The sequence below is a fragment of the Brevibacterium sp. LAARM2_SD2 genome, from assembly GCF_057364785.1.
This window is the reverse complement of sequence record NZ_JBNFOM010000036.1, coordinates 1-26175: the sequence shown is the minus strand read 5'-3', so window position 1 is coordinate 26175 and position 26175 is coordinate 1. Positions and strand designations below refer to the sequence as shown.

Genomic DNA, 26175 nt, shown 5'->3' with positions numbered 1-26175 from the left:
CGCCTCGGCGGGACGGGCCGCGCGGTCGCTGGCGGTCGCCTCGGCGGGACGGGCCGCGGCATCAGCGGTGACGACGGCGGGGGTGCCCTGCGCGGTCACCGACTCGACGACCTTCGCGAAGGCGGCGAGTCCGGCGACCCCGGCGAATATGAGCAGGAGGAAGAGGAAGTCGGCGTAAGGGGCGTCCATGTCTAACTTTCGTGAGTCCGGTCGAGCAGCTGCCGCGTTCTCAGCACGCTCCAGCTGCGGTACTCACCCATCTCACATGCCGCCGCCGGCTGCGAGGCCCGATCTTTACGCCGTCTTAACAGGTCCTAACGCACTTTTCACACCCCGGCCCCGCATCATCGCGAAGTGCGGAAGGTCCACAGCGATTCTGCGCCGCCCCCATGGCGATCTCAGCGCCGAATCCACCATGAACCTTCCGCAGACTGGCAGGGGCAGCCCAAGGGGCCGCCATGAACCTTCCGCACAATGGCAGGGGCAACCCAAGCGGCCGCCATGAACCTTCCGCACAATGGCTCAATTCCAGGGGCGGCCACGGCCCCCGCCCTCAATCAGCCTCACACAGCTGGCGTTCCATCCTTCGGTGGGGCGAGGACGATGTCGAAGCGCACGTCGTGCCAGGGCTGACCGTCGAGGTCACGGCCGTCGGGCGTCGGTTCGTCACCGGAGTGCGCGTTGAAGTCCTTGACGAGCGAGTCCTTGACCCCGAACACCGAGTCGGAGCCGAGCAGCTCATCCCCGGTGACGAAGATGTGGGTGACCAGGGTGCGCGCATCATCGTGGGTGACCATGAAGTGCAGGTGCGCGGCACGGTAGGGCGAGCGCCCGACGGCGTCGAGCATGGCGCCGACCGGCCCGTCGCTGGGAATCGGGTACGGCGTCGGCTTGACCGCCCAGAACCGGTAGTTCCCATCGTCGTCGGTGAAGAGGTGCGCACGCCCAGCCACCCGGCCGTCGTCGTACTGGACGTCGTAGAATCCGTCGTCGTCGGCCTCCCACACCTCGATCCGGGCCCCGGCCAGGGGGTTGCCGTCGACATCGGTGACGCGTCCCTCGACCCAGCACGCCTCACCGTGGGCGCCGCCGGACATGTCCTCGCCGAGTTCGATCAGCGGCGCATCGTTGACGAAGAACGGACCGAACACCGTCGCCTCGGTGGCCTCACCGACCGCCGGATTGTTCACCGCGATCGTCTGCATCGAGGCGCCGAAGACATCGGAGAGGAGGACGAACTCCTGCCGGACATCGGTCGTGATGTCCCCGGCGCGGGTGAGGAAGTCGATCGCCGCCTGCCACTCCTCCTCCGTGAGGCGGACGTCGCGGATGAAGTCGTGCACGTGCGTCGTCAGCGACTGCAGCACCCGCTTGAGCCGAGGATCGGGGGCTTCGTCGAACGAGCGGACCACCCGGTCGACGACGTCGCGCTCGACCTCGGCCTGCGCCGCGGCGTCGCCGGCTTCCGGTGACAGCTGTGCCCGCAGCTCGGCGGGATCCCGTCCCTCGACCGCCGCCGTGAGCAGGGCCGTCATCGCGTCGAGAGCGACCGTGCGCGGGTTCGACGGCGGCACCGCGGCCGTGCAGAGTTCGGCGGCCCGGGCGATGTCCTCGGCAGCGAACCCGAGTTCGCTCAGCGACGTCGGTCCGCCGAGGCGGTCCCTGAGGTCGACGAGCCCGACGAGTCCGTCCTCGACCCCGAGAGCGTCGGCGATGCGGTCCATCGCCGCCGTGTCGAAGGGGCCGTTGACGGCGACGACGTAGGGCAGGATGACGGCGTGGGTCTGGGCATGCGGCATCCCGAACGACCCGCCGAGGATGTGGCAGATCTTGTGGTGCAGGCCCGACCCGGCGGAGGAGAACGCCACTCCCGCCTCGTAGGCGGCGAAGGCGAGGTCGAGGGCGACGGCTGATGTCACGGGCCCGGATTCGGCCGACCCCTCAGAGCTCGGGGCGGCCAAGGGCTCGAGACCCCGGGCGAACGCGGTCAGCCCGGTCGTCGCCGTGGCCGCGTTGATCGGGTCGGCCCGCGGTGCCCACAGCGCGTCGACGCAGTGCGCGACGCCGTTGAGCGCCGAGGCGACGAGCAGGTCCCTGGGCGCCTCGGCGATGAGATCGGTGTCGTAGATGACGGCTTCGGGCAGGACCACGGGATCGACCCCCGTGACCTTCTCGCCCGCCTCGGTCAGGCCCCACATGTCGGTGGCCTCCGATCCCGCGAGCGTCGTCGGGATCGCGATGACCGGCACCCGATGGGTCAGGGCGATCGCCTTGCCGACCCCGGTCGCCGATCCTCCGCCGACGCACACGACGAGGTCGGCACCGCTCGAGGTCGCCAGGGCCCGCGCGGCCTCGGCCGTCTCGACTGGCACGTGCTGGACCACCTCGGCGAACGTCGCAGCAGGGGTGAGATCGCCGAGGATGCCTGCCGCCCTGGCCTGCGCTGACTCAGTGCCGACGAACAGAATCCGGTTCGCGTTGATCCGCGCGACCTCCTCGGCGAGGAGCTGTCGCCCGTCGCCGGTGCCGAAGTGCACGCGCTGGGCGGCGCTCGCGTGGCTGAAGCCGGTGGCGGGAAGGGTCGGGGCGGCAGTCGTGGACATGGGGTTCTCCTCTGGGGTGGTCGGGGTCATAGGGCCGTGGGGATGGTCCGGGTGGTCAGGGGTCGTGGGGAGGCGGCGAGGTGGACGAGGCAGCCGCTGCGGATGGGTGGTCCGCGGCTGCGGTGGCATCACCGGCACCGAGGCGGTCGGCGAGCCAGTCGGCGACGGCGGCGGTGCGGGCTTCGCTGTCGTTGTAGATCGTGTGGTCGCCGCCGGGCCATTCGAGCAGCGTCGCGTCCTCTGCGGCGGCGAGGAACGGGGTCTGATCGTCACGGTCGACGATCGGGTCGGCGCCCCCGTGGACGACGAGGATGCCCCCGGCCACCCGGTCGGTCGCTACGTCGAACGCGAGCCGGGCGAAGTTCGCCTCGAGCGCGGCCTCGTCGGCGGTGCCGAGCATGGCCGCCGCCTGCGCGCGGAAGGTGTGGAACGGCAGGAGGCGGGGTCGGGCGAATCCGCCGTTGACGACGGTGGCGGTGATCCGGTGATCGGCGACGGCGGTGAGGGCGGCGAAGGTCCCGCCGAGGCTGTTGCCCCAGATCCCGACCGGTCTGCCGGCCAGCTCGGGCCGGTCGAGGAGGGCATCGACGAACGCGCTGAACGCGGCGGCGACGTCGACGTCGAGGTTGATGCCCGAGACGATCCTGCTCTCGCCCTGTCCCGGCCCCTCCGCCATGAGGGTGGCGATGCCGCGGGCCGCGAGCGCGTCGGCCATCCGCAGGTACGTCGCACCCCACCCGCTCTGCCCGCCGAAGACGATGACGCTCGCGCGCGGGTTCGCGGGTGAGAGCAGCCATCCGACGAGGGTGCCGGTGCTGCCTGGCCGAGCCGCATCCGAGCCGGAATCGCGGGCCCCGGCGCCGAAGGGCACCTCGACGCGGCTGAGTCCCGACCCCGGGATCGCCGCGATCGCTGCCAGGGCCTCCCGCGCCCGGAGGTAGAGGGCGGTCTTCCGCGGCCCGTCGGGCAGCGGCATCTGGGCGAAGAGGAAGTCCGCGACGGCCGCGCGATACGCCTCGATCGCCGTCCGGTCATGTCCTGCGCTCGCGGCAGCCTCGGCACGTGCGAGCTGTGCCTCGCCGAGGTGCTCGGCGGCATCATCCCACGGCGTGAGGGCATCGGTCGCGGCCTCGAGTCGGAGGACGTCGCCGTGGACCATGCCGCCGTCGAGGAGGCGCTGCGCGGGCATCGCTCGCCAGTGCGCGGCGAGTTCCTTGCGCTGGTCGTCGACGCCGCCACCGCCTCGGCGGTGGTCGACCGTCACGCCGCCACCGCCTCGGTGCTCGTCGTCCGTCACGCCACCGCCTCGGTGTCGGCCCGCTCCTCTGTCGCCGCACTCGCGGACGCGGTCGCGTCGGTTCGCAGCTGGGCGAGCATGTCCTCGACGAGGTCAGGCACCTCGGCCATCGACCCGGTGCCGAAGACGACGAAGTCGGGGCGCGCGATGTACGCCTCGGCGTCGATGGAGGCGAAGAAGTCACGGTACGTGCCGGCCACATCGGTCACCGACCACGGTGTGCCCGGGGTCAGGGAGACCACGGCGACCCCCACCTCGGCGAGGCGATCGAACTGCTCCGCCGAGAGCACCGAGGCGGGATCGCCCACGGTGACGAGGTTGAGCGGGTTGCCGATGATGTCGTCGAAGAGCGCGGTGCGGCCGTCCTTCTCGATCTCACCCTGCGGGGTCAGCGTCCCGGCGTGCGGCTGCTCACCGCCGGCGAGGTAACCGGCCTCGAGGATCGGGAACGCAGGCGCGTCGAGCTCCTCGCCGGCGAAGAACGCCTCGTCGCGGGCACGGGCGACCTCGACGTCGAGGGTGTTCGCGATGTCGCCGAGGGCGACGCTGCCGGCCTGGATCGCCGCGACGTGGGGTCGGCGCTCGGTCTCGTAGGTGTCGAGGAAGGCGTCGTCGGCGTGCCCGCGGAGGACGAGGTCGAGCTTCCATGCCAGGGTGAGGCCGTCGCGCATGCCCGAGCACGCACCCTGACCCATGTAGGGCGGCATGGTGTGGGCGGCGTCGCCGATGAGGAAGGCGCGGCCGTCGCGCCACCGGACCGCGGTGCGGGCGGAGAAGATATAGACGATCTGGCGGAGGATGCGCACATCCTCAGGGCCCAGGTTGTGCCGTTCCCGGAACCAGCGCCACGCGTACTCCTCGGTCGCGGCCTCCTCCTGGCTCTCACCGGGGAGGATGGCGACTTCGAAGCGCTGGCGCGTGGCGCCGATCGGCATCGACATGTTCGGGCGGATGGGGTCGCAGTACTGCGTGCTCGTCGAGTAGCGTTCCGGCAGGTCGCGCAGCTTCTCGGTGTCAAGGTTGAGCCACACATCATCGGATTCGAGGTCGTCGCGCTCGATGCCGAGACTCGTGCGCACGAAGCTGTTGGCCCCGTCGCGCCGACGATGTACTTCGCCCGGATCACCCGGTCGTCCTCGCCGTGATCCCACTGCTCGGGATCGTGCCTGTCCCACTGGCGCACCCGCAGGGTGACCCCGTCGGCGTCCTGGCTCAGGTCGATGGCCTTCCAGCCCTGGAGGACGTCGACGTTGTCGCGGGTCTTGATGTCGGCGTCGATCGCGTCCTCGATGTCGGGCTGGTACATCGTGTAGTGGGCCGCGTAGCCCGAGGACTCGCCCGACCAGTCGACGGTGAGCAGCTTGTGGTCCTCGCCGTTGCGCCAGACGTACTCGTCGGCCGGTTCGGCGCCCTTGAGCGCGACGTCGATGTCACCGACGTTCTGGATGATGCGGGCGACCTCGCCGTCGATGTGGTTGAGCCGCGGGAGTCCGTAGAGGGTCTTCCAGCGTTCGACGACGATGACGCGGTGGCCGCGTCGGCCCAGCGCCGAGGCGAGGACGAGTCCCGAGGGGCCGTATCCGACGACGGCGACGTCGTACGTGGTCTCGGCGGCGGAATCGGTGTGGGCGGTGGTACTCATGTGCACTCCTTCGTGACTGAGAGGGTGTTCGATCCGTGCCGGGCCGGTCGGCGAACGCGACGCCGGAACGTCGACGGGCGGTGTGGCTGCCGCGGCTGCAGCGGCTGCGGCGCGGCTGCCGCAGCTGCGCTGCCGTAACTGCCGCGGCTGCGCTGCCGACCGCTGAGGATCGAACCGTGCCATCACGATAGGAAGCCCGCGCGCCCGCTTCGACACGATCTGCGACACCTCTGGCCGATTCGCGACACGAATCGCAGCGGCGGCTCCTCCGCGCCGGTGGCCGACGCCGCTGCGCGGGGTCACTCTTCGGTCGCCGTCACCGTCTGATCAGGGATCGCAGGTAGGATCTGGCACCATGACCGGGGTGACGAAGCCTGGAGGCGTGGACGAATTCGAGCGCGACGTCGGTCGCTCGCTCAGCCCGCATCGGCTGCTGGGCGTGGATCAGCGCGCGTTCGAACCCGAAGTCTGGAAGCTCGATCTTGAGCGCCTGCGCTTCGTCCAGTTCTCCCTCGGCACGGAGGTCGACGTCGATGTGCCCGAGCACGAGGACTACCTCGGCTTCCTCATCGCCCGCCGCGGTGGGGCGCGCGTCGACATCGGATCCGAATCGGTCGCGGTGACGCCGGCTGCCAGTGCGGCGATCCTCGTCCCCGGCGCACGGGTGCGCATGAATCTGCGGCCCGACTACGATCAGCTCCATCTGCGCGTCGACGCCGCGGTGCTGCGCGCCCATGCCGAGACCCTGCTCGGGCGCGCAGCGCCCGCAGCGCCACGATTCCGCACCCACACCTTCCGGCTGGGCGCCGGGTTCGGCGCGTGGCTGGGCACCCTCGAGGGACTCGTCTCCGAGGGACGGGCCGGAGCCGATATGTCTCCGCTGATGACGAAGTCCCTCGAGGACATGCTGCTCACCCAGCTCGTCCTCGGCCACCCCGACCTCGGTGCCGGCGAACCCGAGACGATGGACGCTCACCCCGCGGGCCCAGCGACGACGAAGCGGGTCCGCCTCGCCCTCGATCACATCGCCGACCACCTCGGCGAACCGCTCACCGTGACCGGGATCGCCGAGGCGGCCGGGCTGAGCGTGCGCACCCTGCAGCGGGCGTTCCGCGAGCAGCTCGGCGTCTCACCTCTTGCCCACGTGCAGAAGGAGCGCCTGCACGCCGCGCGGACCGACATCCTCGGCAGCGACACCGCGATCAGCGACATCGCCTTCCGCTGGGGCTTCTCCCACCCGTCGCGCTTCGCCGCGGCCTACGCCCGGCTCTTCGGCGAGCGTCCCTCGCAGACCCGCGCGATGCGCTGAGGGGGCTCGCGGCCACGCGGTGGGTCTGCGCCGCATCCACGGTGATTCTGCGCCGCCGCCATGGCGATCTCAGGCTTGATTCCGCCATGAACCTTCCGCAGAACGGCGGGGCCACGGGGCGGTGTCGGGCTGGACGGTCTTGCCCAGCGCGTGGGCTGAACCGGCGCGCTGGTTGCGGGGCGGTGTTGGGCTGGAGGGTCGTGACCGGCGAGTGGGGGTGGTCTGCGGGGTCTGCGGGGTCTGCGGCTCCGGCAGGCGAGGGTCTGCGCCACATCCACGGTGAGTGTGCGCCGCCTCCATGGCGATCTCAGGCCCGATTCCACCATGAACCTTCCGCACAATCCAGGTGGCCGCCATGAACCTTCCGCAGAATCCTGTCGAGGCCACGGGGCGGTGTTGGGCTTGAGGGTCGTGCCCAGCGCGTGGGCTGAACCGGCGCGCTGGTTGCGGAGCGGGGTTGGGGCGGAGGGTCATACCGAGCGAGTGGGGCTGATCGCGGAGTCTGCGGCTCCGGCAGGCGAGGGTCTGCGCCACATCCACGGTGATTGTGCGCCGCCGCCATGGCGATCTCAGCGCCGATTCCACCATGAACCTTCCGCACAACCCGGGCGACCGCCATGAACCTTCCACACAATCCAGGTGGCCGCCATGAATCTTCCTCAGAACGGCGGGGCCGCCCGCACGAACACCTCATGCAGGCGGCCCAACTCAGCTCACTCGGCCCTTCCCGGTCGGACTCGGCCCGGCCCCGGATTCGGCCCACTCACCCTCACTCGACGAGCTTGCCCTCCTGGCTGATCTCTCCGCCCATGAGCTCGGCGACCTCGGGGTCGACGGCCGGGATCTCCTCGCGCACGACACCCGTCGACGGGGACCACACGAGGTTGACCCGCATCGCCGGATCGAGCTCCGGGTAGTCGCTGCGGTTGTGGGCACCGCGGGTCTCGCGCCGCTCGAGCGCGGACTCGAGGGTGGCCCGGGCCGCGAGCACGGACGACTTGAGATCGAAGGCGTGCGCGAGGTCGGAGAATCCGGCGATGTCGGGGTGGATGCCGACGTCGCCATCCGCGCCTCGATCGCCGTGAGCTTCTCCAGCCCGGCCAGCAGACCCGCCTCGTCGCGGACGACACCGGCGTGCTCGGTCATGAGGTTGCGCACCTCGCGCTGGAGCGCCCGGACGTTCTCCGCCCCATCGGAGGCGAGGAGATCATCGATCTCAGCGCGCGCCTCGGCGACGGATTCCGCCGACCGCACCTGCGCGCTCAGACCATCGGAGTACGCGATCGCCGACTGCCCGACGATGCGCCCGAAGACGAGGAGCTCGATGAGGGAGTTGCCGCCGAGGCGGTTGGCCCCGTGCAGCCCGGACGAGGCCTCGCCGATCGCCCACAGCCCTTCGACGTCGGTGCTGTGGTCGACGGGATCGACCCACACCCCGCCCATCGAGTAGTGCGCGGTCGGAGCGATCTCGATCGGCTCCTTCGTGATGTCGAGCATCTGCGTCTCCATGAGCGTCTGGTAGACCCGCGGCAGGCGGGACATGATCGTCTCTCGCGGCAGGTGGGAGACGTCGAGCCACACGCCGCCGTTGGCCGTGCCGCGGCCCTCGGCGATCTCCGTGTACGCGGCGAGCGCGACGCGGTCACGGGTCGACAGCTCCATCCGCTCGGGATCGTAGCGCTCCATGAACCGCTCGCCGAGGGCGTTGCGGAGGATGCCGCCCTCCCCGCGGGCCGCCTCGGAGACGAGGGTGCCCGCGGCGTTCTCGGGTTCGATGATGCCCGAGGGGTGGAACTGGACGAGCTCGGCGTCGCGCAGGCGACCGCCGGCCTCGACGGCGAGACGGAAGGAGTCGCCGGTGTTCTCATCGCGGCGCGAGGACGTGCGGCGCCAGATCCGGTTGTGCCCGCCGGCGGCGAGGATGACGGCGTCGGCGTGGATCCGGTACCGGGTGCCGTCGACGAGGTCGAAGCCGTAGGCGCCGAAGATCCGGCCGTCGGCGGTGAGCAGCTTCGTGATGTAGACGGTGTCGAGGACCGGGATGTCGAGCTCCTCGGTCCGGTGGATGAGCGCGCGCTGGATCTCCAGGCCCGTGTAGTCCCCGGCGAAGGCGGTGCGCCGCCATGTGTGGGCGCCGAAGAAGCGCTGCGAGATCCGCCCGTCGTCCTCCTTCGCGAAGTTCATGCCGTAGCGCTCGAGGTCGGCGATGCCCTGCTCGGCACCCTGGGTGACGATCTCGACGGTGCGCGGGTTCGCGAGGTCGTAGGACTCCTTGATCGTGTCGGCGGCGTGCTGCTGCCAGCTGTCCTCGGGGTCCATCGTCGCGAGCGCGGCGTTGATGCCGCCGGCCGCGAGCGAGGTGTGTGCGTCGTCCTTGGGCCGCTTGCCCACGGCGATGACGTCGACGCCGGCCTCGGCGACCTCGATGGCCGCACGCAGGCCCGATCCGCCGGTGCCGATGACGAGCACCGAGGTCGACAGTGAGTGTTCCTTGATCCGGGCATTGCCCTGTGCTGTACTCATGACTTCCACGTTAGGTTTGCCTATACGATACGTCCAATGCATTGTTTGACTCATCACGATAGCGATAGACTATTGAAATGAATCTCGAACAGCTCGCCAGCTTCGTCGAGGTCGCCGACACCGGTCATTTCACGAAGGCCGCCGCAGCCCTCCACCTCGCGCAGCCGTCCCTGTCCCGGCAGATCTCGACGCTGGAGAAGGAGCTCGGCGCCGAGCTCTTCCACCGCGCCCGCGGTCACATCACCCTGACCGCGGCCGGTGAGTCCCTCCTCCCGACCGCCCGGAGGATGCTCGCCGACGCCGAGGCGATCCGCCGTGACATGGACGAACTCGCCGGTCTGCGCACAGGCCGGGTCCGCCTCGGCGCGACCCCGACGCTGTGCGTGAGCCTCGTCGCCGAGGCGCTCAGCCGCTTCCACGCCGACCACCCCGGCATCGAGCTCGAGGTCATGGAGAAGGGTTCGCGCGAGCTCGTCGAGGCGCTCGGCCAGGGGCAGCTCGACCTCGCCCTCATCACCCGCACCGTCGACCTCAGCGCGCTCACCCCGCGCCTGCACACCCAGGAGGTCCTCCGCGAGGACCTCGTCGTCATCACCTCGGCCGACCACTGGGAATCCGTGGGTGACAGCATCACTCTCGCCGAGGTGGCCGACCGTCCCCAGGTCGTCTTCCATCACGGGTACGACCTCCGGGAGGCCACCTCGGCGGCCTTCGACGCCGCGGGCCTCGACCCGAGCGTCGTCGTCGAGGGAGCCGAGATGGACGCGGTCCTCCGCTTCGTCGAACGCGGCCTCGGGCTCGCGATCGTCCCCGCGATGGTCCTCGTCGACCGTCCGCGCCTGCGCTCGATCCGGCTGACCGATCCGCACCTCTCGCGCACCGTCAGCCTCGCCTCCCGCGCGGATGTGCGGGCCACGGCCGCCGCCTCGGCGATGGAGACGACGATCCTCGACACGGCCGGCCGCCTCGCCGCCGAGGGCACCGGCCTCGCCCCCTACGTCCGACTGCTGCCGGGCGGCTGAGCCTCAGGCGCCGACCGACACGACCTGCCAGCCCACACCGGCGTCGTAGGTGACCAGGCCGGCGGCGCGGAACCGCTCGAGCCATGACTCCATCGGCCAGCGACCCCAGCGGGAATGGAAGACGCGGGCGTTGGCGACGATGTCGGCGACGTGTTCGATCGGCGGGGAGCTCACGGGGTGGAACTGGTGGAACGCGTGAGCACCGCCCACCCAGCGCAGCCCGATGCCGTGACGTCGGGCGGTGAAGCCGAAATCGGTGTCCTCTGCCCCGTATCCCGCGTAGCCCTCGTGGAATCCGCCGAGGCGGGCGTAGAGCTCGGGCCGGCAGGCGAACGACAGCGACCAGAAGAGCGCATACGGGTCCTGTGGGTCCGGGGGCGCGTCGGAGGCGACGTCGATGACCTCACCGTCGGCCGGGTCCGGGCGTGCCGGATGGGGGTGCGGGGTGATCGCGACGGCGTCGTCGAGGGCGGCCGTCTCCTCCGCGGTCAGGTAGGTGACGGGCCCGAGGAGAAGGCGATCCGGCACGGTCGCCGCTTCGTAACGCAGCAGCAGTCGGGGGCCGGGCACGCAGTCGGCGTCGAGGAAGACGAGCAGACTCGCGCCGAGGTCGGCGGCCCGGCGGGCACCGGCATTGCGCGCAGCCGCCAGCGGGGCCCGACCCGTGGCGGATTCGACGCGGACGGTGTCGACGGTCGGCGGCAGGTCGATGCCCGGCAGGTCGATGCCCGGCAGCCCGTCGCCGGCGCGCCCCACACTGTCGTCGCTGCCCGATCGCTGTGACGGGAAGACGCTCACGACGTGCGCGAGGGTGCCGGCGTCGAAGCGCTCTGAGTGGAAGCCGATCAGAGCCTCGTGCTGGCGGCGGATGCGGGCGAACCGGTCCGGGGAGGCGAGGCTGACGATCACCGTGCGCGGTTGCGGCATAGGTCAGTCACCCGGCACCGAGGCGGCGGTCGGGGTGGGCGTCGGTGTCGATGGCGGGGTGGACGGACCGGTCGGTGAGGCAGCCGACGGGGCGGCGAGCGAGCGTCCCGCTCCCCCAGCGACCCGTGTCGGGGGCTGGGACACTCCGTCGATGACCTCGGCCGCGCGTTCCGCAGCCCCGCCGATCTGCCATGCCTCCCAGGGGAATTCACGGTCGGCCGCCTCGGCGAGCACATCATCGAGATCCGGACCGACGTCGCTGCCGGCGAGGACGGGGAACCCCAGCGTTCGCAGCAGCACACCGTTGGCGTCCTGTTCGCCGAACGGGCGCGTCTGGGGCACGAAGATCGCCGGAGTGCGGGCGCTCATCACGTCGGCGATCGCGCCGAGACCTGCATTGCTGAGCACCACGCGCGCGGCTCGCAGCCGCGGAAGGATGTCAGCGGTCCACGTCGCATCGTCGAGCCCGACCGCAGACCACGAGTGACGACTGCCCGCTCGCAGCGCCGCGAACGCATCCCCGTCGAGGGTCGAGCCGCCGCGCGAGCCGAGGAGAAGACAGCCCGCTCTCGCGCCCTCGCTCGGGACCGGTCGGGTCGCTGAGATCCCGCCGGTGAATCGTGTCGTGGCCGAGAACCGAAAGGCGTGGGGAACGGCCGCCGCATACGCCTGACCCGTCCTCACGGTGGGAGCCGGCAGCGGCACGATGATCGCCTCGGCGAGTTCGAAGCACCGCCGATGTGCGACGTCGGTGCGCTCTCCGGCCTGCGCGACCACGACGACCCGCAGGCCGAGGAGGCGCGAGAGCATCGCGACCTCACACGACACGTCGACGACCATGGCCGTCAGCTCGGGGGCATAGCCGGCGATCGTCGCCAGTCTCTGCGCGTGCCCCGTGATGTTCGTCGGGACCCAGTGCAGACTGCCGCCGGCGGTGGGATCGGCGGGGTCGACTCCCGGCGCGGTGTCCGGCTCGAGCTGCACCCAGGTGACGCTCCCCGATCGCGGCGTCGGCAGAGCGGATGGCCGCGGCAGTGAGGAGAAGACGATGACGTCATCGTCGAGATGCGGCAGCACCGCGATCATCCGCCGCAGATGACCGTGCCCATGATGGTGGACGTACCAGCCGATCATCCGGCCGCTCCGGTGCGGGCATAGGTCGTGGCGGCCACGGCATCCTCATCGACCGGCGCACGCCCTTCCCAGACGGTCCCGAACCGCTCGGGATCACGGATCGCTGCGGCGAAGTGCCCGAGCAGGGTGTCGGCGACGGAGCTGACGCTGAAGTGAGATACCGCGTAGTCCCGGAGGCGACGCCGGGCGGCGATCCCTGCTCGCTCGCCCCCGGCCCGGAGACCGTCGTGGGCGGCTGAGGCCATCGCCGCGAGCTGCTCGTCGTCCGACATCGCCGTCGGCACGAGAGTCACCCCGGGCACCGAGCGGTAGAGCTTGCCGAAGGCTCCCCGATCGAGGGCGACGACGGGAGTGCCGCAGAACAGGGATTCGATGACGACCTGGCCGAAGGGCTCGTTCCACATCGGCGTGACCAATGTAGCCGCGCTCCCTCCCACGATGTGCGCCGTTTCCCGCTGACTCAGGCAGCCGAGGTAGTCGACCCGCCCGTGCGAGCGGGCGATCGCCGGTGCGACGTAGTCGGCGAAGTAGTCCGGGTCGCCGACCGGCCCCATGAGCGTGAGTCTCGCGCCGAGGCGGTTGGCGACGTCGACTGCGACATGCGGGTACTTCTCGGGGACGAGTCGTCCGAACCAGCAGAGGCGGTCACCGCCGGGACCGAGCGGCCAGACCGTCGCATCGGCGCCGTTCATCACGACCGTGGTGTCGACTCCGGCATTCGCCCAGGACTCCTGTGCGTAGCCGGAGACGGTGAAGACGCGGCCGCGCTGCGCGGGGTCGATCGTGTTGACGAGGTCGAGGCGCGGGGGCGTGTGCAGCGTGGTGAACACGGGAACGTCGAGCGCGGCCGCGCGCGACAGCGGCAGCGCACTCACGGCGTGGTTGTGGACAACGTCGAACTGCGTCGGATGGGCGGCGAGGTAGTCGATGACCGCCTCGAGGGAGGCGCGCTGATGGTCCTCGATCTCCCGCGGCAGCGACGAGTCGCTGCGGCGGGCGCCCGGAGGCCAGGCGAGGTCGTCATAGATGAGCTCCGGCGGCGAGTTCTCCAGGAAGTCGGAACCGGACTTCGCGGCAAGGGTGACGTGGTGTCCGCGCCGTTCGAGCTCGCGCACGAGGGTCCACACGTGCGTCTCCAGTCCGCCTCGCAGCGGTTCGCGCAGCGGGTACCGGTAGTCGGCGATGACGAGGATCCTCATGCGCCTGCCCTCCCCGCTGTGCTCATCGCCGCCAGGGCCCGGTAGATCTCTGTGTGCGCGCTCCTCACCCGGGCCAGCGCCGCGCGGTGCGCTGCCGGTGCGATCGGGCGCAGAGGCGGTCGCTCCGCCGCCCGACGCAGCGCGCCGGTCAATGCGGACCGGTCGTGGAAGTCGACGGAGATGTTCTGCCCCGGCCGCTGCTCGGACAGGTGCCCGATGGGTGAGTGGAGCACCATGGTGCCGAGGTCGTTCGCGAGTTCGAGCAGACCCGAATGCGTGCCGTGACTGTAGGGAAGGACGAGGCAGTCGAGGTCTGCCAGCCACTGTTCGAGCTCACTGTCGCTCATCCGCTCGGCGACCACCGGGGCAGGCATTCCCGTCTCCGCGAGCACAGCTGCCAGGCGCGCGACCTCGGCCTCCCTGCCCTGGCGCACCACCGGCCGCCTGAGCACTGTGAGGCTCGTGGCCTCCCGGAGTTCGTCATCTTGGTGCAGCGTCCGTGCGAGTGCGGCGATCCCGTCGAGGTCGACACTCGGCCGCGCATCCTTGACGAGCACTCCGACCGCGAATCGCGCGGGCGCGCTCGCCGGTGTGCCGACCCGATCACTACCGACATCCTCTCTGCCCGCAGGCAGACCACTGCCCAGAGGCGGATGGGCGATGACCTCGGCGTCGAGGTGCCAGCGGTCGGCGATCTCCGCCTGCGCCCCGGGGGTGAGCGTGATGATGCGCGCTGCGCTGCGCACGAGGAGCTCCAGGCGGCGATGGAATTCGGCCTGGCCGGCCGGCAGCAGTTGGGGGTTGTCGAGGTCGTGAACGGTGACGAGCAGCGGGACCTCGTGGCGGCGCAGGTCGTCGACGAAGCGACGCAGGACTGCGTGCGGAACCAATTCGAATCCGAAATGCACATGGACGATATCGAATGTCTCGAATTGTCCGGAAATCCAATTGTCCATATCGAATTGCGCGTACCCGGCAGGCGCATCGGCGCCGCCCGGAAGGGGTGCAGGGACCAGAGTGACCGCCGCGTGCTCAGTGATCGCCTCGACGTACGGGTGCCGGTGGGGAATGGAGAGCACTTTCATCGCGCGCATGACAATGACACTCCTTCGCTGGTTCGGACTCGTCGCAGACGACAGCACTGACCGCTGTCATGAAATGAGGTAATCGCGGTATGCGGCATTTGCCGGATTTCTGATCCCACCCGGACGAAATTTCACCTTACACAGTAAACAAGTCGGCGGCAAGAGTCCTGTCAGGCCCTCCGTGTGGCGACTGACGACTGACTCTCCGACGCCGGAGGGCTACACTGCCTGACAAGGGAATGTGTCCCAGCGGAAGGCGCGTCGCGGCTTCGGGGACGTTCCGGACAAGGATGAGCCCATGACTGCCGAATCGCCCCGCCCAGACCTCCTCATCTCCGAGGACCTCATGCTTCTCCTGCTGCCGCCGAGCGGGCAGATCCCGGAGCTCTCCCCGGCGCTCGAGTGCGTGCTCACCGGCGGTCTCCTCGTCGACATGATCGAGGCCGGGTTCATCGAAGTCCTCCCCGGTGAGAAGCCGCATGCGCCGCTCATCCGCGCCACCGAGGTGCCGCGCCCCCACGATCCGATGTTCGTCAACGTCATCGCGCTCCTCGGCCAGGACGCTAGGCCGCTTGCCGACGTGCTCCCGGTCCTGCTGCCGCGGCTCGACGATGTGCTCCTCGTGCGGCTTTCCAACCACGGGATCCTCACCCAGCACACCGCGAAGTTCCTCTTCATCATCCCGACGATGTCGTGGCGGGTCGTCGATCCCGAGCCCGAGGAGCAGCTGTGCGAAACGCTGGCGGCGGTGATGGAGGGACGCGTGCGCCCGGATGCGCGCACGGGCACGATCATCGCACTGCTCTCTGCCGCCGGGGTGCTCCCCGAACTGTCGGCGTCCCTACCGTGGAACTCGGCGATCGCCGGGCACGTCCAGCAGATCGCGATGGCCGGATGGGCGACTCCCTCGGTCAAGGCCGTCCTCGACGTCGCCGAGGTGACCGCCAGGAGGGCAGCGGCCGAATCCGGGGAGGCGCGACGGGAGAAGGTCATCGCCGGCGGCGAGCGCCGCACCCGCATCGCCGCCCAGATCGGACTCTGAACCCCGCGTCCCCACCCATCCGGCGCACCGGCCACCAGTGTCCGACCGCCGTCCGCATCGTGGATCACGGCGGAGTGCGGATAGCGGGCGGTGCACGGCCCGCTATCCGCACTGCGCCTTGATCGACGACCGTTCCGCCGCCTCGGCGAGGGAAGAGCTGCGGGTGGATCTGCCGGTGAATGCAGCAGTTCCCCGGACGATGCGTCCGGGGAACTGCGGTGCGGCGGGCTCAGCTCACTGACCCGAGCCGGTGCCGTTTCCGTCGTTCTTCGTGCCGGGCAGACCCTGGGCCTTGCGGCGCATGAGGAGGACGACGATGACGATGATCGCGAGCGCTCCGACGGCGAGCAGGATGATCATCGGCATCGACATGCCCGAGTCAGCGCTCGTCGATTCGCCGATCTGACCGCGCTCCTCAGGGGTCTCCGAGGGGTTGTCGACGACTGCGCCGCCGAGGCCGGCCTGCGTCGTCTGCTCGACGGAGCCGCCGGCGCCCTCGGCGTCGCCGATCGTGAAGGAGTAGTCGCCGGAGATCGGGTGGCCGTCGGAGGACACGACACGCCACACGACGTTGTACGCCCCGGGCTTGAGGTTGTCGGGCAGCGCCACGGTCAGCTTCTTGCCTTCGGTGGTCAGCTCGCCTGCGGAGACGTCGGTGCCGTCGACCATGACCTTGACCTCGGTGCCGACCTGCTGGATCTCACCGGAGAAATCCATCTCGAGCCACTTGGGCTGCTCGTCGAGCTGTGCCCCGTCCTCGGGGTTCGTCGAGATCAGCTGGTCGTGTGCACTGGCCGGGGAGGCCGCGAAGACGCTCATGGCGGCGACGACGAGCGCGGCGAAGACGAGCCTGAGAGCAGACCTCTGTGTGCGAGTCATACGTGTTTCTCCTTCAACGTTTGCCATGGTTTGTGGGCGACCGCATGGTCGGTCGGAGTATCGGACCATCGCTGCGGCCCTCGGCGGGATCACCGAGTTTCCGCGGCCTTGGCGTGCAGGTGATCGGCGATTCCCGGCACTGACCTCTCCATTGTCTCAAGAGTTTCTTCGAAATCCTGCAATTGACCCCCGTACCACGGATCGGCGACGTCGGGAGCCGGCACCTCGCCGAGGCGGTGCCCGGTTCCGTGGGAGGCCCCGGTGCCGCCTCGGCGGGGTCCGTCACCGGCCTCCGGATCGAATTCGCGGAGCATCCGCAGCTCCGGACGCACCTCGGCGGGCAGGTCGGCGATCATCGCTGCGAGCGCCCGATAATGGCGGGCGGTCATCGCCACGGCGAGGTCCCGGTCGGCCAGCCACTCGGGCGTGATCTGCCGGGCCACGTGGTCGTCGGTGCGGTAGCCGGCGGCCGCGAGCACCCGCGCCTGCCGCGGATCGATCGGGTTGCCGTCCTCCTCGTCGCTGATCCCGGCGGAGTCGACGACCGCCTCGGCGCCGGTGGCCTCGAGATGATGCTCGAGCACGCGTTCGGCGGTCACGGAGCGGCAGATGTTCCCGGTGCACACGAACACCACGGACGGTGCGGTCATACTTCTCCTCCTTCTCAGCGGGCACGATGGGCGCAATCGCCCCGCGGACGCCACGGCACCGCGGTCTCGGGCCCGCGGCGAACTTCTCAGCCCATGCCCATCGTCGGTCACGATACTGTTGCACCATGACATCACAAACTGCGAATGCACCGGCCGATCCGGAGCCCTCGGACGCCGCCGCCTCAGCCGAACTGAGCTCCGTCCGCCCGCAGGACGACCTCTTCCGCCACACCAACGGCGGCTGGATCGACAGCTTCACCATCCCCGACGATCGCGCAGGCGACGGTGCCATGCGCGAGCTCTTCGACACCGCGGAGACGAAGGTCCGCGAGATCATCGAGTCCGTCTCCGACACCCCGCAGGAGCCGGACACCGAAGGCCAGAAGGTCGCCGACCTCTTCACCTCGTTCATGGACCTTGAGCGGATCAACAGCCTCGGCGTCACCCCGCTCGAGTCGACGTTCGCCGCGATCGACGCCGCCGAATCGAAGTCGGAGCTCGCGAACCTCCTCGGCCGACTCGAGACCGAGGGCATCGGCGGTCTGCTCGGCGGGTACGTCACCGCGGATGCGAAGGATTCCGACATTTACGCCCTCTACCTCGTCCAGGCCGGGATCTCCCTGCCCGATGAGGACTACTACTTCAACGACGACTTCGCCGAGGTGCGCGCGAAGTTCCTCGCGCACGTGCAGAAGATGTCCGCGCTCGGCGGGCTCGGGACCGCGGCAGGGCTCTCCGACGCCGAGGTGGCCGCGAAGATCATGGCCTTCGAGACCGAACTCGCCCGCCACCACTGGGACCGAGTGGCCACGCGCGATGCGGAGAAGACCTACAACAAGTACACGGTCGACCAGCTGCGCGAGATCGGCCCGGGTTTCGATTTCGATGCGTGGCTGTCCGCCCTGACCGCCGATGCCGACGGCGAGCTCGAGACCGTCATCATCGGTCAGCCCTCGTACGTCGAGGGCATGGTCACGGTGTGGGCTGAGACCGACCTCGACACCCTGAAGACGTGGCTGCGCTGGTCGGTGCTCTCGGCGAACGCCGCGCTGCTCACCGACGAGATCGTCGAGGAGGACTTCGACTTCAACTCCCGCACCCTTTCCGGCACGCCTGCCCTCCGGGAGCGCTGGAAGCGCGGGGTCGGGCTCGTCGAGTCCCTCCTCGGCGAGGCGGTCGGCAAGCTCTACGTCGCCGCCGAGTTCCCGCCGGCGGCGAAGGAGGCGATCGACCACCTCGTCGCCATGCTCATCAAGGCGTACGAGAAGTCGATCACCGAGCTCGACTGGATGAGCGAGGAGACGAAGCAGCGCGCGCTCGTCAAGCTCTCGAAGTTCACCCCGAAGGTCGGCTACCCCGAGGTGTGGCGCGACTACCCCGCGACGGTCGACGCCGGTGACCTCGTCGGCAACGTCCGGCGGGCCGCCCGCGCCGAGCACGCCCGCCAGGTGGGGCGCATCGGCAAGGAGATCGACCGCACCGAGTGGCTGATGACGCCGCAGACGGTCAACGCGTACTACCATCCGGTGATGAACGAGATCGTCTTCCCCGCCGCGATCCTCCAGCCGCCGTTCTTCGACGCCGACGGTGACGTCGCGGCGAACTTCGGGGCGATCGGCGCGGTCATCGGCCACGAGATCGGCCACGGCTTCGACGATCAGGGCTCGCGCTACGACGGCGACGGCAACCTCGTCGACTGGTGGACGGCCGAGGACCGCGAGCGCTTCGAGGAGCGGACGACAGCGCTCATCGACCAGTACGATGCGCTCGTGCCCGCGGGGCTCGAGGCCTCACAGCACGTCAACGGCGCGCTCACGGTCGGTGAGAACATCGGTGACCTCGGCGGTCTGTCGATCGGGTGGAAGGCCCTCGAACTCGAACTCGGTCGCGCCCCCTCGCCGGAGGAGGCCGCCTCGTTCTTCACCGCGTGGGCCAAGGCGTGGCGGGCGAAGATGCGCACCGAGGAGCGCATCCGCCGCCTGAGCATCGACCCGCATTCGCCGGAGGAGTTCCGCTGCAACCAGGTCGTGAAGAACATGACGGTCTTCCACGACACGTTCGGCGTCGAGGAGTCCGACGGCATGTACCTCGCGCCCGAGCAGCGCGTGAGCATCTGGTAGGCGGCCGGTCTCAGCAGCCTCGAGGGCGCTCAGCCACCCTGCACCGGGTGGCTGAGCGCCCTTCGTGTTGCTGGGGTCGTGCCGGCCGATGCGAGGTTCACCGGCCGACTCGGAGGTCACCGGCCCGCGCGCGGCTCAGCGGTGGCGGCGGATCATCGGTGGCGGCGGATCATCGTGACGACCCGGTAGTCGAACTCCTGCCAGCTGGCGATCGGCGAGCCCGCCCGCAGCGCGGCAGCGAACTCCTCGAGCTCGGCGAACCGTGATTCGAGCGGCAGCTCGAGGTCGACCTCGGCGACGATGAGACCCGTCGGATCCGTGTGGACGACGTCGAGGCCGACGGCCCGCGGATCGAGTTCGGAGTTCATGACGATCTGCAGGCGACCCGGCGTGGGGGCGGGGATCTCCGGGGCCGCCTCGGCGTATCCCTGCTGTTCGCGCAGCTCCCGCTGGGCGGTGACGAGGAACTCCGCGTACGCCCCGATCCCGATGACCGGCAGGCGCGAGGTCAGCGCGTCGGTGGCGACCTTGACGAGCCGCGACCTGGCCTTCCGGGTCAGCGGCGTGACGTCGCCGCCGGACATCGCGACCCCGTCGAAGCCGACGAGGGACTGCTCCTCATCGTTCTCGTTCGGGTTGAGGATCGTCATGTCGAGCCCGAACCGGTCGTACCACGGCCGGGTCACGCGGGCGCTGTCCTCGTCCCACCACGAGTAGAAGAGGAACGGCACGTTGATGCCGGCCTCTGAGTAGAAGAACGGGGGCCGGCGCTCACCGGCGGTGACGGCGAACGGCACGTCGTTGCCGGCGACCGGGGCCGGGCAGGTTGCGAACGCGGAGAACGCGAACGGGTAGTTGACCGCACGGTTGAAGTCGACGACGAGCGACCCGTCGGCGTTGGGAATGCCGAGGTCAAGGGTCCGCCACGCCGCCGTCGACCGCCCGTTCGTCTCATCGTGGAAGTCGAGCTGGAGTCCCGTCGCCGGGCACCCCGAGGCCACGAGCGACACCTCCCCGGCGGGCGTGGTAAAGGTGACGGTGCCGACGAGCATCGTCTCGAGCGTGAGGTTCTCCTGCGCCGAGGCGACCGGCCGGATCTCGGGTTCGTCGAAGGGGGTGAAGCGGGCGAGGAAGACGAAGTCCCGGTTCGGATCGAAGACGGGGACCTCGACGAACTTCGCGAGCAGCGGCGACTTCGAGTCGCGGATGCGCACACCGAGGCGACCGCCGCGTTCGATGAGCTCATAGAGGACATGGCCGACAGTGAACCAGTCGAGCGACCCGCCGGTCGGCAGCTTCGCGCTGAACCCGTTGTCCTCGACCCTGACCTGGGGAGACTCCGGCAGCGGAATGTCATCGGCGCCGAGGCGGACGGCCGTGCGCGTCGACCCGGACTCCCATTCCGCGTCGGTGCCTGAACGGGGATCGGTGCCTGCCTCGGGCCTGGTGCCGGGGCCGGTGTCGGTGAGGTCGTGGGAGGTGGGAGCCGCCTCGGTGGGGGCACTGAGCAGATCGAAGGTCGCGGCCGCAGGGCCGGCCTTCGTGCCGGGATCGAGCGCGAGGGTGACCCAGCCGTCGTCGTCGACGGTGAACGTTCCCGGCGCTCCCGGCCACGTCGACTCCTCGTCGAGCCAGTGGAGCCCGACGACGCTGAGCCACCCGAAGGGCGTCGCCAACGAGGAGTTCCGCGAGTCCCGCCACGTATTCCACTCGGCCACGAATTGGTTCACGTCGAACACTCCTCGCATTCTCACTCGTCGTTGCACGCTCGTCCGCGCCGGCCGTCGACGTTCGGCGACCGCCGGCCCGCCCGGTTCGGACGACCGCTGACCGTCCATGTCGGACGACCGCCGGCCCGCCCGGTGCGGGAGACCGCTGACCATCCACGTCGGACGACCGCTGATCGTCCGCTTCGGGCGACCGCTGGCGCTTCGGCCCCTGTGGTCGAAGCTACCCCAAAGGATAGGCTGTTCAGATGAGCACTCCATCCACGGATCAGACAGCAAACGCGCAGGTCGCAGCCGACCTCTCCGCTTTCGTCACGGCCTCTCCCAGCTCCTATCATGCCACTGCCGCAGCGGCCGAGCGCTTCGACGCCGCCGGGTTCACCCGACTCGACGAACGTCAGCCGTGGACCCTTGAGGTCGGCCACGGGTACTACGTCATCCGCGACGGCGCGATCATCGCCTGGATGGCCCCGACAGGGCGGATTGACGCAGCGGAAGCCGATTCGACCGCGAACGGGTCGACCGCCTCGGCGGTGCCCCCGTTCCGGGTCTTCGGCTCCCACACCGATTCGCCGGCGTTCAAACTCAAGCCCGGTGACGAGTTCGTCGCCGAAGGCGTGCGCCAGTTCGGTGTCGAGATCTACGGCGGGCCGCTGCTCAACTCGTGGCTCGATCGGGAGCTCGCCCTCGCCGGGCGCCTCAGCCTCGCCGACGGCAGCGTCGTCCTCGCGCACACGCCGGCGATCGCACGCATCCCGCAGCTCGCGATCCATCTCGACCGGCAGGTCAACGAGGGCCTCACCCTCGACAAGCAGCGGCACACGACCCCGATCGTCGGTCTCGCCGACCTCGCCGAGGCCGATGTCCTCGAGATCCTCGCCGCCTCCGCCGGCGTCGACCCCGAACTCATCGTCGGCCACGACGTCTACACGATCCCCGCGCAGGAGCCCGCGCTCTTCGGCGCCGCGGACGAGTTCTTCGCCTCCCCGAGACTCGACAACCTCCTCTCCGTCCACGCCGGGGTGACCGCGATGACGTCCCTCGACGCCGAGGCGCTCGATGCGGTGGCCCTGTTCGCCGGGTTCGACCATGAGGAGGTGGGGTCGAACTCGCGCTCGGGCGCGAGCGGGCCGTTCCTCTCCGACGTCACCGAGCGGATCGTCGCCGCCCTCTTCCCCGAGGCGAACCGCAGTGACTACCTCGCCGCACTGGCCGCCTCGGTGTGCGTGTCCTCCGACGCCGGACACGCCGCCCACCCGAACTACCCCGAACGCCACGATCCGCACGTGCGTCCGCGCCTGGGTGCGGGGCCCCTGCTCAAACTCAACGCCCAGCAGCGGTATGCCACCGATGCCGTCGGCACGGCGACGTGGGCCCGCGCCTGTGCAGCCGCCGGGGTCGAGTACCAGGACTTCGTCTCGAACAACTCGGTGCCGTGCGGGTCGACGATCGGACCGCTGACGGCCACCCGCATGGGCATGACGACGGTCGATGTGGGACCGGCGCTCTACTCGATGCACTCGGCGCGGGAGATGTGCGCGATCAGCGACGTCGTCGCGCTCGGCGCGGTCGCGAAAACGTTCCTCCAGGGGGCGTGAGGCGCCGCGCCTGCGGGAGCCGACACAGGGGGCGAGCGCTTGCTCGTTCAACGCAGCGCCTCGTTCACCCCTGAGCCTCACTCACCCCTGAGTCTCACTCAACACGAAGCGTGAATATCGCGTCCCCAAAGACGCGATATTCACGCTCCGTGTTGAACGAGCGCCGGCAGATTCGCCGAGGCGGCGATATTCACGCTCGCCGTTGAACGAGCACCCCGAGGACGAGCACCGGCGCACGCCCGCAGACACCCCGTCAGCGAAGTCGCGGGAGTGCGTCCGCCGAGGCGCGATGCTGCACGCACGATGACGCAGCGAGCGGGGCGCGCACGCACAATGCGCGTGGAAGCAGGCCTGCAGGCACGATGCCGCAGGCGTCCAGCGTGCGCAGGAATCCGAGGCGAGCCCACTGGGGTACTTCCCCCAGGGCGCGTCCGCTGGGCACGTCCACCGAGGCACGTCGGCAGGAGCCCGTCCACCGGGGCACACCCACTGGGGCGCGTCCACTTGGGCACGCTGAAACTGAGGCACCAAATCGGGCGACCGCGCGTCCACCGTCTCGCGCAGTGAACACCTGCCGCGGGTGATTTTGTGGCGGCGCCCACACCGTGATAGTCGTTGTGTGACCCCACGGGGGCCTTCGGAAGAGGGCTGAGATCGAGCTGAGACCGCTCGAGACCGTTGAACCTGATCCGGTTGATACCGGCGGAGGAAGAGAGGATCGCAGATGACTGCGCCCACCCCAGAAACCACCCGTCCCACCGTTGCCCCGCGCCCGACGGCACCGGCCGAGAACTCCGCGAGCACCCCCGCGGGTTTCGCTCTCGAGCAGTACCCCACCCATTCCCTGGCCTGGGTCGAGGACCGTGAGCACGGCATCCGCGTGCCCGTCACCCGCATCGACCTCGACGACACGAACGGCCGCCCCAACGAGCCGGTCCACGTCTACCGCACCGTCGGGCCCGGCGCCGTCCCCGAACAGGGCCTGCCCCCGCACCGCGCGGAGTGGATCGCCGACCGCGACGACACCGAGGACTACGCGGCCCGCGGCCACCTCATCGAGGACGACGGGCGGGCAGCCGTCCGCCGCGGCGCACCCTCCCAGCAGTGGCAGGGGCCCGACCGGACGCCTCGGCGCGCGAAGCCCGGACGCACCGTCACGCAGATGCACTACGCCCGGCAGGGCATCATCACCCCCGAGATGCGCTACATCGCGATCCGCGAGCAGTGCGACGTCGAACTCGTCCGCTCCGAGGTCGCTGCCGGGCGCGCGATCATCCCCGCGAACATCAACCACCCCGAATCCGAGCCGATGATCATCGGCAAGGCGTTCCTCGTCAAGATCAACGCGAACATCGGCAACTCGGCGGTGACGAGCTCGATCGCCGAGGAGGTGCAGAAGCTCCAGTGGGCCGCGAAGTGGGGTGCCGACACCCTCATGGACCTCTCGACGGGCAACGACATCCACACCACCCGCGAGTGGATCATCCGCAACTCCCCCATCCCCATCGGCACCGTGCCGATCTACCAGGCGCTTGAGAAGGTCGACGGCGACGCCGAGGCGCTGACCTGGGAGATCTACCGCGACACCGTCATCGAACAGTGCGAGCAGGGCGTCGACTACATGACCGTCCACGCCGGTGTGCTGCTGCGCTACGTCCCGCTCACCGCCGACCGCGTGACCGGAATGGTCTCCCGCGGCGGGTCGATCATGGCCGGATGGTGCCTGGCCCACCATGAGGAGAACTTCCTCTACACGCACTTCGACGAGCTCTGTGAGATCTTCGCGGCCTACGATGTCGCGTTCTCCCTCGGCGACGGGCTGCGCCCCGGCTCGATCGCCGACGCCAACGACGCCGCCCAGTTCGCCGAACTCGACACCCTCGCCGAGCTGACGAAGCGGGCATGGGAGCACGACGTCCAGGTCATGGTCGAGGGCCCCGGCCACATTCCGCTCCATCTCGTGCGGGAGAACGTCGAGCGCCAGCAGGAGCTCTGCGACGGCGCCCCCTTCTACACCCTGGGTCCGCTCGTCACGGACATCGCGCCCGGCTACGACCACATCACCTCGGCGATCGGGGCGACGGAGATCGCCCGGTACGGCACGGCGATGCTCTGCTACGTCACCCCGAAGGAGCACCTGGGACTGCCCGACCTCGACGACGTCAAGACGGGGGTGATCACGTACAAGATCGCCGCCCACGCCGCGGACGTCGCGAAGGGCCACCCGGGGGCGACGGCCCGGGACGATGCGCTGTCGAAGGCGCGGTTCGAGTTCCGCTGGCGCGACCAGTTCGCGCTCGGCCTCGACCCGGAGACCGCCGAGTCCTTCCACGACGAGACGCTGCCGGCGGAACCGGCGAAGACCGCGCACTTCTGCTCGATGTGCGGGCCGAAGTTCTGCTCGATGCGCATCTCCCAGGACATCCGCGACACGTACGGCAGCGCCGAGGCGCAGGCCGCGATCGCCGGCATGCAGGCCAAGAGCCGGGAGTTCCTCGCCGCCGGCGGTGAGGTCTATCTGCCCGAACCGACGATCGGTCCGCGGCAGGGCTGAGGTCCGGGCAGGGCTGAGGTCCGGGCAGGACTGAGGTCCGGGCTGGGCTGGGGTCCGGTCAGCGGGTGTCGGCGGGGTGGGGTCGGCGTGCCTCACCCCGCCGAGGCGGTTGCCGGGGTGAGATCGGAGTGCCCCACCTCGCCGCGGTGCTCCCGGGCTGGGAGCGAAGTTCCCACCTCGCCGAGGTGGTCCCGGGCAGCGTCTCGTTCCCGGACTCTCGGGTCGGTGCTCGTCCACCGCTGGTAGGGTCGCTCTGTGTCCACTCAGCCCGCCGCGCCGCATGCTCCGAACCAGTCAGCGGAGCCCTCGTTCCGGGCGTCGTTCGACTGGTTCGCCCCGTACCTCATCGTCCTCGTGACGGGGCTGATCACCGTGGGCATCTACGCGCTGGCGTGGTGGAACGCGGGGTCGATCATTCCGCTGCCCGTCTTCGTCGCACTCTTCTGCATCCCGGTGCTGCTCGGCTGGTGGGTCTCCGGGGCCGCGTTCGCCACCGTCATCGGTCTCGCCCTGCGAGTCCACTGGGCGCTGCGCAGCGCGCTCACTCTCGTGATCTGCCTGTGTGCGACGATCGTCGTCCACTTCCTCATCATCGAGATGTTCAACACCGGCTTCTACGGAGTGCCGGCGATGATCATCCCCGGATGGATCTACTGACCGGCGCTGGCGAGCGGCCGCACACACCGCCCCGCACACACCGACCCATGGACACGCACAACCTCCCGCGCGCACGCCCGTGCCCTCGCCCACGCGCGTCCGCGCACTGACGCCCGCCCCGACCGCCTGTGTCCAGCAGCCGTCCGCATCGTGGATCACGGCGGAGTGCGGATAGCGGGTGGTGCACCACCCGCTATCCGCACTCCG

At 69.9% G+C, this 26175-nt stretch carries 17 protein-coding genes, 2 pseudogenes and 1 riboswitch; of the genes and pseudogenes, 7 read left to right on the top strand and 12 right to left on the bottom strand.

Annotation, left to right across the window (positions count from 1 at the left end):
* The 4 genes and pseudogenes from AC2W7K_RS16965 to mhpA form a co-directional block, all read right to left on the bottom strand.
* Positions 1-189: hypothetical protein (locus AC2W7K_RS16965; protein WP_486006439.1), on the bottom strand; the 189-nt coding region annotated here is incomplete at its 3' end.
* Between the two features lie 374 nt (positions 190-563).
* Complete coding sequence (locus tag AC2W7K_RS16960; RefSeq protein WP_332839540.1) at positions 564-2603, bottom strand: maleylacetate reductase and hydroxyquinol 1,2-dioxygenase domain-containing protein; 2040 nt, start codon at positions 2601-2603, stop codon at positions 564-566.
* A gap of 55 nt (positions 2604-2658) precedes the next feature.
* A complete protein-coding gene (locus AC2W7K_RS16955) occupies positions 2659-3900 on the bottom strand; it encodes an alpha/beta hydrolase family protein (RefSeq protein ID WP_198500406.1) in 1242 nt (413 codons plus the stop codon).
* Positions 3897-5542 (bottom strand): annotated as a pseudogene (mhpA, locus tag AC2W7K_RS16950) (bifunctional 3-(3-hydroxy-phenyl)propionate/3-hydroxycinnamic acid hydroxylase MhpA). The gene AC2W7K_RS16955 and the pseudogene mhpA overlap by 4 nt, the downstream one beginning before the upstream one ends.
* A gap of 382 nt (positions 5543-5924) precedes the next feature.
* Between mhpA and AC2W7K_RS16945 the strand changes: the two are divergent.
* A complete protein-coding gene (locus AC2W7K_RS16945; protein ID WP_171007117.1) occupies positions 5925-6851 on the top strand; it encodes an AraC family transcriptional regulator in 927 nt (308 codons plus the stop codon).
* Positions 6852-7620: 769 nt separating this feature from the next.
* On the opposite strand, the pseudogene AC2W7K_RS16940 reads toward AC2W7K_RS16945, so the two are convergent.
* Positions 7621-9374, bottom strand: a pseudogene (locus AC2W7K_RS16940) (FAD-binding protein).
* A gap of 77 nt (positions 9375-9451) precedes the next feature.
* On the opposite strand from AC2W7K_RS16940, the gene AC2W7K_RS16935 reads away from it, so the two are divergent.
* Positions 9452-10396: a LysR family transcriptional regulator gene (locus AC2W7K_RS16935; RefSeq protein ID WP_486006438.1), complete on the top strand. Its 945-nt coding sequence runs from the start codon at positions 9452-9454 to the stop codon at positions 10394-10396.
* A 3-nt stretch (positions 10397-10399) separates the two neighbouring features.
* Here AC2W7K_RS16935 and AC2W7K_RS16930 read toward each other — a convergent pair whose 3' ends face one another.
* Genes AC2W7K_RS16930 through AC2W7K_RS16915 form a run of 4 tightly spaced genes read right to left on the bottom strand, consistent with a single transcriptional unit; the run spans position 10400 to position 14741 of the window.
* Complete coding sequence (locus tag AC2W7K_RS16930; RefSeq protein WP_137826811.1) at positions 10400-11323, bottom strand: galactosyltransferase-related protein; 924 nt, start codon at positions 11321-11323, stop codon at positions 10400-10402.
* Between the two features lie 3 nt (positions 11324-11326).
* Positions 11327-12457 carry a glycosyltransferase gene (locus AC2W7K_RS16925; protein WP_198500403.1) on the bottom strand — a complete coding sequence of 377 codons (1131 nt, stop codon included), beginning with the start codon at positions 12455-12457 and terminating at the stop codon, positions 11327-11329.
* Complete coding sequence (locus AC2W7K_RS16920; RefSeq protein ID WP_137827014.1) at positions 12454-13656, bottom strand: glycosyltransferase; 1203 nt, start codon at positions 13654-13656, stop codon at positions 12454-12456. Before AC2W7K_RS16920 ends, AC2W7K_RS16925 begins: the two co-directional genes overlap by 4 nt.
* Positions 13653-14741, bottom strand: a complete 1089-nt coding sequence (locus tag AC2W7K_RS16915; protein WP_486006440.1) for a glycosyltransferase — start codon at positions 14739-14741, stop codon at positions 13653-13655. Before AC2W7K_RS16915 ends, AC2W7K_RS16920 begins: the two co-directional genes overlap by 4 nt.
* Before the next feature lie 298 nt (positions 14742-15039).
* On the opposite strand from AC2W7K_RS16915, the gene AC2W7K_RS16910 reads away from it, so the two are divergent.
* Positions 15040-15783: a GOLPH3/VPS74 family protein gene (locus AC2W7K_RS16910; protein WP_137827012.1), complete on the top strand. Its 744-nt coding sequence runs from the start codon at positions 15040-15042 to the stop codon at positions 15781-15783.
* Positions 15784-16017: 234 nt separating this feature from the next.
* Here AC2W7K_RS16910 and AC2W7K_RS16905 read toward each other — a convergent pair whose 3' ends face one another.
* Together AC2W7K_RS16905 and AC2W7K_RS16900 are read right to left on the bottom strand one after the other, a co-directional pair.
* On the bottom strand, positions 16018-16662 hold the full coding sequence (locus AC2W7K_RS16905) for a copper resistance CopC family protein (RefSeq protein WP_137827011.1): 645 nt from the start codon (positions 16660-16662) through the stop codon (positions 16018-16020).
* 89 nt (positions 16663-16751) lie between these two features.
* Positions 16752-17312 carry a low molecular weight protein-tyrosine-phosphatase gene (locus tag AC2W7K_RS16900; protein ID WP_137827010.1) on the bottom strand — a complete coding sequence of 187 codons (561 nt, stop codon included), beginning with the start codon at positions 17310-17312 and terminating at the stop codon, positions 16752-16754.
* Positions 17313-17437: 125 nt separating this feature from the next.
* Here AC2W7K_RS16900 and AC2W7K_RS16895 point away from each other — a divergent pair, with 125 nt between their 5' ends.
* Entirely contained in the window at positions 17438-19432 is a 1995-nt protein-coding gene (locus AC2W7K_RS16895; protein ID WP_137827009.1) for a M13 family metallopeptidase, read from the top strand.
* A gap of 152 nt (positions 19433-19584) precedes the next feature.
* Here AC2W7K_RS16895 and AC2W7K_RS16890 read toward each other — a convergent pair whose 3' ends face one another.
* Entirely contained in the window at positions 19585-21162 is a 1578-nt protein-coding gene (locus AC2W7K_RS16890) for a DUF1684 domain-containing protein (RefSeq protein WP_232623820.1), read from the bottom strand.
* Positions 21163-21407: 245 nt separating this feature from the next.
* On the opposite strand from AC2W7K_RS16890, the gene AC2W7K_RS16885 reads away from it, so the two are divergent.
* The 3 genes from AC2W7K_RS16885 (at position 21408) to AC2W7K_RS16875 (ending at position 25968) form a co-directional block, all read left to right on the top strand.
* Positions 21408-22757: a M18 family aminopeptidase gene (locus AC2W7K_RS16885; protein ID WP_137827064.1), complete on the top strand. Its 1350-nt coding sequence runs from the start codon at positions 21408-21410 to the stop codon at positions 22755-22757.
* Positions 22758-23374: 617 nt separating this feature from the next.
* A riboswitch (TPP riboswitch) is annotated at positions 23375-23485 on the top strand.
* The gene (thiC, locus tag AC2W7K_RS16880) at positions 23482-25311 is read left to right on the top strand and encodes a phosphomethylpyrimidine synthase ThiC (RefSeq protein ID WP_137827063.1); all 1830 of its coding nucleotides are present in this window, start codon (positions 23482-23484) and stop codon (positions 25309-25311) included. Its footprint overlaps the riboswitch before it by 4 nt.
* A 255-nt stretch (positions 25312-25566) precedes the next feature.
* The gene (locus AC2W7K_RS16875; RefSeq protein ID WP_140955347.1) at positions 25567-25968 is read left to right on the top strand and encodes a hypothetical protein; all 402 of its coding nucleotides are present in this window, start codon (positions 25567-25569) and stop codon (positions 25966-25968) included.
* The last annotated feature ends 207 nt before the right edge of the window (positions 25969-26175 follow it).

Coding starts and splice junctions, on each gene's coding strand:
- AC2W7K_RS16960 (WP_332839540.1), bottom strand. CDS start 2,603: ATGTCCACGACTGCCGCCCCGACCCTTCCCGCCACCGGCTTCAGCCAC.
- AC2W7K_RS16935 (WP_486006438.1), top strand. CDS start 9,452: ATGAATCTCGAACAGCTCGCCAGCTTCGTCGAGGTCGCCGACACCGGT.
- AC2W7K_RS16930 (WP_137826811.1), bottom strand. CDS start 11,323: ATGCCGCAACCGCGCACGGTGATCGTCAGCCTCGCCTCCCCGGACCGG.
- AC2W7K_RS16925 (WP_198500403.1), bottom strand. CDS start 12,457: ATGATCGGCTGGTACGTCCACCATCATGGGCACGGTCATCTGCGGCGG.
- AC2W7K_RS16920 (WP_137827014.1), bottom strand. CDS start 13,656: ATGAGGATCCTCGTCATCGCCGACTACCGGTACCCGCTGCGCGAACCG.
- AC2W7K_RS16915 (WP_486006440.1), bottom strand. CDS start 14,741: ATGAAAGTGCTCTCCATTCCCCACCGGCACCCGTACGTCGAGGCGATC.
- AC2W7K_RS16910 (WP_137827012.1), top strand. CDS start 15,040: ATGACTGCCGAATCGCCCCGCCCAGACCTCCTCATCTCCGAGGACCTC.
- AC2W7K_RS16905 (WP_137827011.1), bottom strand. CDS start 16,662: ATGACTCGCACACAGAGGTCTGCTCTCAGGCTCGTCTTCGCCGCGCTC.
- AC2W7K_RS16900 (WP_137827010.1), bottom strand. CDS start 17,312: ATGACCGCACCGTCCGTGGTGTTCGTGTGCACCGGGAACATCTGCCGC.
- AC2W7K_RS16895 (WP_137827009.1), top strand. CDS start 17,438: ATGACATCACAAACTGCGAATGCACCGGCCGATCCGGAGCCCTCGGAC.
- AC2W7K_RS16885 (WP_137827064.1), top strand. CDS start 21,408: ATGAGCACTCCATCCACGGATCAGACAGCAAACGCGCAGGTCGCAGCC.
- thiC (WP_137827063.1), top strand. CDS start 23,482: ATGACTGCGCCCACCCCAGAAACCACCCGTCCCACCGTTGCCCCGCGC.